The 6,801-nt window shown below is 69.7% G+C and carries 6 protein-coding genes; 3 read left to right on the top strand and 3 right to left on the bottom strand.

Features of this window, described 5'->3' with window-relative positions; translation table 11 throughout:
* The 3 genes from AC1D1T_RS28465 to AC1D1T_RS28455 form a co-directional block, all read left to right on the top strand.
* Positions 1-2,372 (top strand): indolepyruvate ferredoxin oxidoreductase family protein (locus AC1D1T_RS28465; protein ID WP_477992950.1); only part of this gene is annotated, 2,372 nt, incomplete at its 5' end.
* A 90-nt stretch (positions 2,373-2,462) separates the two neighbouring features.
* Entirely contained in the window at positions 2,463-3,965 is a 1,503-nt protein-coding gene (locus AC1D1T_RS28460; protein ID WP_477826067.1) for a S8 family serine peptidase, read from the top strand.
* Between the two features lie 8 nt (positions 3,966-3,973).
* Positions 3,974-4,231 (top strand): hypothetical protein, encoded by a 258-nt coding sequence (locus AC1D1T_RS28455; RefSeq protein ID WP_477826066.1) that lies wholly within the window; start codon positions 3,974-3,976, stop codon positions 4,229-4,231.
* Positions 4,232-4,256: 25 nt separating this feature from the next.
* Here the strand turns inward: AC1D1T_RS28455 and AC1D1T_RS28450 are convergent, their stop codons facing one another.
* From AC1D1T_RS28450 to AC1D1T_RS28440, 3 genes are all read right to left on the bottom strand, one after another.
* The gene (locus AC1D1T_RS28450) at positions 4,257-4,586 is read right to left on the bottom strand and encodes a low molecular weight protein tyrosine phosphatase family protein (protein ID WP_477826065.1); all 330 of its coding nucleotides are present in this window, start codon (positions 4,584-4,586) and stop codon (positions 4,257-4,259) included.
* Between the two features lie 5 nt (positions 4,587-4,591).
* On the bottom strand, positions 4,592-5,680 hold the full coding sequence (locus tag AC1D1T_RS28445; protein WP_477826064.1) for a phospholipase A: 1,089 nt from the start codon (positions 5,678-5,680) through the stop codon (positions 4,592-4,594).
* Between the two features lie 84 nt (positions 5,681-5,764).
* Positions 5,765-6,801: chitinase (locus tag AC1D1T_RS28440; protein WP_477992949.1), on the bottom strand; the 1,037-nt coding region annotated here is incomplete at its 5' end.

Raw genomic sequence — 6,801 nt, 5'->3', positions numbered from 1 at the left:
GCAACTGGCTGCTGCGCGCGCAGGCCGACCTGACGCCGGCCATCATCGCGAAGGCGATCGGCAAGCGGTTGAAGAAGCTCGGCGTCGATGCCGACACCGCCGCGCGCATCGATGCGCGGCTCGCGCTGATCGACGCCAAGGAGCGCAGCCTGGCCGAGGTGAAGAGCGAGGGCGGCGACCGGCTGCCGTTCTTCTGCAGCGGCTGCCCGCACAACACCAGCACCAAGGTGCCGGAGGGCTCGCGCGCGGTGGCCGGCATCGGCTGCCACTACATGGTGGTGTGGATGGACCGCAGCACCAGCACCTTCACGCAGATGGGCGGCGAAGGCGTGCCCTGGATCGGCCAGGCGCCGTTCACGACCGACGAGCACATCTTCGCGAACCTGGGCGACGGCACCTACTTCCACAGCGGCAGCCTGGCGATCCGCCAGAGCATCGCGGCCGGCGTGAACATCACCTACAAGCTGCTCTACAACGACGCGGTCGCGATGACCGGCGGGCAGCGCGTCGGCGAGCGGCCCGAGGGCCACTCGGTGCTGCAGATCATGAACAGCCTGAAGGCCGAAGGCGTGGCCGCGCTGTGCATCGTGACCGACGAGCCCGAGAAGTACGACGGTGTCGCGCTCGCCGAGGGCGTGCAGGTGTTCCACCGCGACGAGCTCGACCGCATCCAGCGCGAGTACCGCGAGCTGAAGGGCACGACGGCCATCATCTACGACCAGACCTGCGCGACCGAGAAGCGCCGCCGCCGCAAGCGCGGCACGATGGTCGAGCCGGCCAAGCGGGTCGTGATCAACGAGTTGGTGTGCGAAGGCTGCGGCGATTGCTCGGTGCAGAGCAACTGCCTGAGCGTCGAGCCGGTCGAGACCGAGTTCGGCCGCAAGCGCCGCATCAACCAGAACACCTGCAACAAGGACTACTCCTGCGTGAAGGGCTTCTGCCCGAGCTTCATCACCGTCGAGGGCGGGCAGCTGAAGAGCGCGAAGAAGGCGAAGCAGGAGCGGCCGCAGCCGTCGGCGATCGCGGTGCCCGAGCCGGTGCTGCCGGTGGCCGAGACGGCCTGGGGCATCGTCGTCGCCGGCGTCGGCGGCACCGGCGTGATCACGATCGGCCAGCTGCTCGGCATGGCCGCGCACCTGGAGGGCAAGGGCATCGTCACGCAGGATTCGGCCGGCCTCGCGCAGAAGGGCGGCAGCACCTGGAGCCACATCCAGATCGCGAACCGCATGGAGGCGATCCACACCACCAAGGTCGGCACCGCGGAGGCCGACCTCGTGATCGCCTGCGACCCGATCGTCGGTGCGAACAAGAGCACGTTGGCGACGCTGCGCGAGGGCCGCAGCTTCGTCGCGCTGAACACGCACGGCTCGCCGACGGCGGCCTTCGTGACCAACCCGGACTGGCAGTTCCCCGGCGCGAGCTGCGAGGGCGCGATCGTCGCGGCGGCCGGCCCGGCGAACGTGGGCATGCTCGATGCCGAGGAGCTCGCGGTGCAGCTGGTCGGCGATTCGCTGTACACCAACCCGCTGATGCTCGGCTATGCCTGGCAGAAGGGCCGCGTGCCGCTCGGCCATGCCGCGCTGATGCGCGCGATCGAGCTGAACGGCGTGCAGGTCGACAACAACAAGTCGGCCTTCGAATGGGGCCGCCGCGCCGCGCATGACCTGGCGGCGGTGAAGGCGCTGTTCAAGGCGGCGCAGGTGATCGAGTTCGTGCGCAAGAGCGTGAACATCGACGACGTGATCGCCAAGCGCGTCGAGTTCCTGACCGGCTACCAGGATGCGTCGTACGCGGCGCAGTACCGGGCCTTCGTCGAGAAGGTGCGGGCCGCCGAGGCGCCGCTGGGTGGCCACAAGCTGACCGAGCAGGTCGCGCGCTACCTGTTCAAGCTGATGGCCTACAAGGACGAGTACGAGGTCGCGCGGCTGCACACCGACAAGGCCTTCCTCGACAAGGTGGCGGCGCAGTTCGAGGGCGACTACACGCTGAACTACCACCTGGCGCCGCCGGCCCTCGCGAAGAAGAACGACAAGGGCGAGCTGGTGAAGCAGCGCTTCGGCCCGTGGATGCAGACCGCGTTCCGCGTGCTCGCGAAGTTCAAGGGGCTGCGCGGCACCGCGTTCGACCCGTTCGGCCGCACCGAGGAGCGCAAGACCGAGCGCGCACTGATCGGCCAGTACCGCGAGGCCCTCGACGAGGTGCTGCGCGGGCTGAACGCGCAGACGCTGCCGCTCGCGCTGCAGATCGCGCGCATTCCGGAAGACATCCGCGGCTACGGGCATGTGAAGGAGCGGCACCTGGCGGCCGCGATGCCGAAGTGGTCGGCGCTGATGGCGCAGTGGCGGGCGGGTGGGGAGCAGAAGGCGGCCTAGGACCTGTTGCGCGACACTTGGGAACGGGCAGCACGACCGGCCGACACGGAGGTCGACCGGCGTTGCCGCTCCCAGGGAGAGACAACAACAATGGATCCGACCCGGCGACCGCGCCGCCTCATCGTCATTCCGCCGGCGCGTGCCGGCAGGAACGCCCCGGCCCCCGCGGCCACGCTGCGCAGGCTGCAGGCCGCGGCCGCCGAGAAACGCCCTGCTGCCCCGCGGATGACCCCGTCGACGCTGAGGCTCGTCACCAGCTCGCCCGCCGACGGTGCGGTGCTGCTCGACATCGGCCGCCGCAGCATCGACGACGTGCGCGCGAGCGCACCCGATGGCGCCACGCTGGCCGAGGAGCAGTGGTACCGCCTGGAGCGCCCTGCCCGGCCGTGGCACAAGCTCAGCGAACACCTGAAGGCGCCGCGCATCGCGGCCGGCCGAGACCAGGCCTGGACCGTCACGGTCGTCGTGGACGACGCGGCCCGCACGCGGCTCGCGCAGGCGCTGGTGACGATCCTGCTCGATGAAGAAAAAGGCACCGGCCTGGAGGCGATGACCGACCGGCGCGGGCGCGTCAGCTTCCGCCTCAGCCGCGGCACGAAGCGCCTGGATGCCATCGAGGTGGCGCCGCTGCACGGCGGCTGGCCGGTGCGGCTGTCGAATGTGGAACTGCTGCGCGGCGGCCTGGAGATCGCCGTGCCGGCCCTGTCGCTGAAGACGGCGGATGCGCGCGGCCTGGTCTACGGCAAGCCGGCGGCCGGCGCCGGCAAGGGCGTCTCGATCGGCGTGGTCGACACCGGCATCGGGCCGCACGACCACCTGAAGCTCGCCGGCGGGCGCAACACCACCGCGAAGGAGGCAACGCGCCTGCTGCGCGACGCCGATGGCCACGGCAGCCACGTGGCCGGCGTGATCGCGGCGACGGCCAGCGGCTGGCGGCGCGGCGAGGCCAGCGCCGTGTCGCTGCATGCCTACCGCGTGTTCGAGGCCGGCGACCCATTCGCGTCGACCTTCGCGATCCAGGCGGCCATCAAGCAGGCCGCCGTCGACGGCTGCGACCTGGTCAACCTGAGCCTGGGCGACAGCCTCGCGGACGAGGCGGTGCGCGACGCGGTCGAGTTCGCGTGGGCGCGCGGCTGCGTCTGCCTGGCCGCGGCCGGCAACGACGGCGCCGACGAAGTGGACTATCCGGCCCGCTACCCGAAGGTGATCGCGGTCTCGACGATCGGCCTGGAGAACGCCTGGCCGGCCGGTGCCTACTTGGAGTGGACGCTGGGCGAGCCGCGCGGCAAGCCGATCGGCCACCACGTGCCGTTCTTCGCGCAGTTCTCCAACCGCGGCCGCAAGCTCGCGCTCACCGCGCCGGGCGTGGCCATCGTGTCGACGCTGTTCGGCAACCGCTGGGGCGTGATGTCGGGCACCTCGATGGCCACGCCGATCGCCACCGGCGTGCTGGCGCGCCGGCTGGCCGGCAGCGCCGTGCTGGCGATGCCGCGCGACGCCCGGCGTTCGGCGGCCATCGTGAGATTGGCCACGGCGCATGCCCAGGACCTCGGATTCCCCGCCCGTATGCAAGGCAAGGGCTTGGCGCGATAATCGAGGCCATGGCACGCTTCGTCTTCTTCAACTCCAGCGACGTGGACGCCAAGGCGCTCACGGCGGCGAAGAAGTCGGTGCGTGCCTTGGGCGGCATCGTCGTCGGCGGTGCCGCCGGCTCGATGCTCGTCGAGGCGCCCCCCACCAAGGCGGCGCAGGTGGCCAAGGCCCTGCCGGGCTGGCACTACGCGCAAGACCGCAAGACAACCCGCATTCCCGAGCACACGCCCTTGCAGCGTGCCAAGCGCGCAGCCGCCAAGGGCTGACGCTCTCCTCCCCCAGTTTCCCGTTTCACCGCACCCGCAGGTACGGTCCCACTTTCTCCTTCAGCAGCTCGACGAGCGCCGGCTCCATGAAGGCGTATTCGTCGGGAATCCCCAGCACGATCACCCGCTTGCCGCTCAGCCACGGCTTGAACTTGCGGGACAGCTTGTTACGGTGGGAACGCTCCATCACGAAGATCACCTGCGCCCACTGCACCGTCTCGCTGTCCAGCGGCGTCAGCGCCGAGCTGTCGAGCCCGGCCGAAGTGCATTCCACCTCGGGCCACGACGCGAACACCTGCTCCGCCGTCGGGCTGCGCAGACGGTTCTGGCTGCAGAGGAAGAGTACGCGCCGCATCGTCGTCAGAACTGCAGGAACGTCACCCCCACCCCGAAGCTCGTCTGCCGGAAGTTGTAATCCGTCAGCGTCTCGCCGTAGCCGCGGAAGGCTTGCAGGTACCAGCGCAGGCCGTTCGGCTGGTCGCGCAGCACCGGGTAGGTCCACTCGAGCTGCAGCGCACCGTACTTCACGCCCTGCAGCGTGTTGCGGTACAGCAGCGAAGCGGTCGACAAGCCGCTCGCCCAGTTCAGCTGCGTCTCGCTGCGGCCGCGGTAGTCGATCAGGTCGGGGTTGTTGTCGGTCTCCAGCTTCTCGTTGAAGCGCTGGACCAGGCGCGTGCTCAACGACCAGTTGTCGCGCTCGAAGCCGGCCCCGAGCGACGCGCGGTTCCAGCTGCGCGACAGCGGATCGGACTGGCCGTTCGACTGGTGCGCGATCCCCAGCTGCGCGTAGCGCCACTGCCAGCCGAACGGCAGCCCGCGCCAGGCCTCGGGAACCGGCACCACATAGATCGCCTCCGGTTCGTAGTCGCTGTTGCGGAACGGCTTCGAATCCTTGCCGTTCCAGATCTGCCACAGCGCCTGCTGCGTGAAGGCGAGCCACAGGTCACCGCCCTCGAAGCCGACATCCTGCAGCACCTTGGTGCGCAGCGACAGCTGGAACTTGGCCTCGGTGTTCTTGTAGTCCGGCAGCGGCACGGCCGCCTGCGTGGGCGATCGAGGCTCGCGGTTGATGCGGCTCGTCTGGTGCAGCGGCAGCACGTAGTTGGGCTTGTAGCCGACGAAGTTGAAGATGCCGCGCTTGTCCTCGGGGTCGAGCTCCCAGTAGCGCGAGACCAGGCTGCCGCTGCCGCCACCCGTCGGCCGGATCGCCGGCGGCAGCAGCTGCGCCTTCGGGGCCAGCTTCGACTCGCTCTCGCCCTCGCGGCCGGTGGGTGCCGGCGCCTCGACCGCGCGGCCGGCCAGCCTGTCGTAGCACGCGAGGCGATCGGCCGGGGCGCCGATCTGCGCGCATTCGGCCAGGCTGGCGGCCGGGTCGGACTGCGCGAATGCAGCGTGCAGGGGAAGGGAGAAAACGAAACAGGCGCAGGCGCCAAGGGTCGGTGAACGCATGCGCCCGGATGGTAGGGCCACGGAGTGAATCCCCGAGCAGCAGGCGCCGGATGGGCGTCCCGCCGCTCGGGTATCACACAGCAATCAAGGCAGCGTCTTCAGGTGGGCACCGACCGGCGCCGAGAAGTTGTAGCCGTCGAAGCGGTCCCAGTTGATCGACCAGGTCATCACGCCGCGGAAGGTCGGGTAGGCCTGGTTCGGGCGCAGCGAGCCGCAACCGGTCAGCTTCACCATGCAGTCCACCGCGTTGTTCACGGTCGACGCGGTGACGAAGCCGGAGTTCGCCGAGCGCGGGCCCGACGGCACGCCGAACGCGACCTGGTCCGGCCGCAGCCCGGCGAAGGTGCCCGCCGAGCCGTTCGACAGGCCGAAGCCTTCGATCAGCATCTTGCTGCCCGCCACCAGCATGTCGACCGAGCCTTCCGGGTACGGGTTGGCCTGGTACGGCGAGTACAGCCCGCCGTTGTTGTAGTACTGCACATGGATGATCGACAGGTCGTCGCGCAGCCCGTTGATGATCGGCAGGTAGGCGCCCCAGATGCTGCCGTACGAGACGAAGCCGCCTTGCACGTACGGCCACTCCGGCGCCATCGACAGGTAGAACTTCGAGCCGACCTTGGCCTTCAGCGCCTTCACCGAGCTGACCAGGTACTGCTGGATCGGCGCGCCTTGCGCCACGCCGTTCTCCAGGTCGAGGTCGATGCCGTCGAAGCCGTACTTCTGGATGATCGCGTACAGGCTGTTCGTGAAGTTCGTGGCCTCGGCCTGCGAGCCGACGCTGACCGAGCCGTTCTGGCCACCCAGCGACAGCACCACCTTCTTGCCCTTGGCCTTCAGCGCACGCACGTCGGCGATGAACTGCGCATCGCTGCCGGCATTGGAGTCGACCGTGAAGCTGACGTTGCCGCCACCGGCGTTGTCGGCGAACGCGACGACGATCACGTCCCACGCGTCCGGGATCTGGCTCAGCGGGTAGGTGTTGCCGGCCGGGTTGGTGAAGTTGTGCCAGTAGCCGACCAGCGCGTGCTTGGCGATGTCGCTCGACGGTGCGGGCGCGGGCGCGGGTGCCGGTGCCGGTGCGGGTGCAGGGGCCGGCGCGGGAGCAGGGGCCGGCGCAGGGG

It is taken from the genome of Rhizobacter sp. P2_H3, from assembly GCF_056403355.1.
Note: the sequence above shows the minus strand (reverse complement) of the source record. Positions and strands in the feature narration are given on the sequence as shown.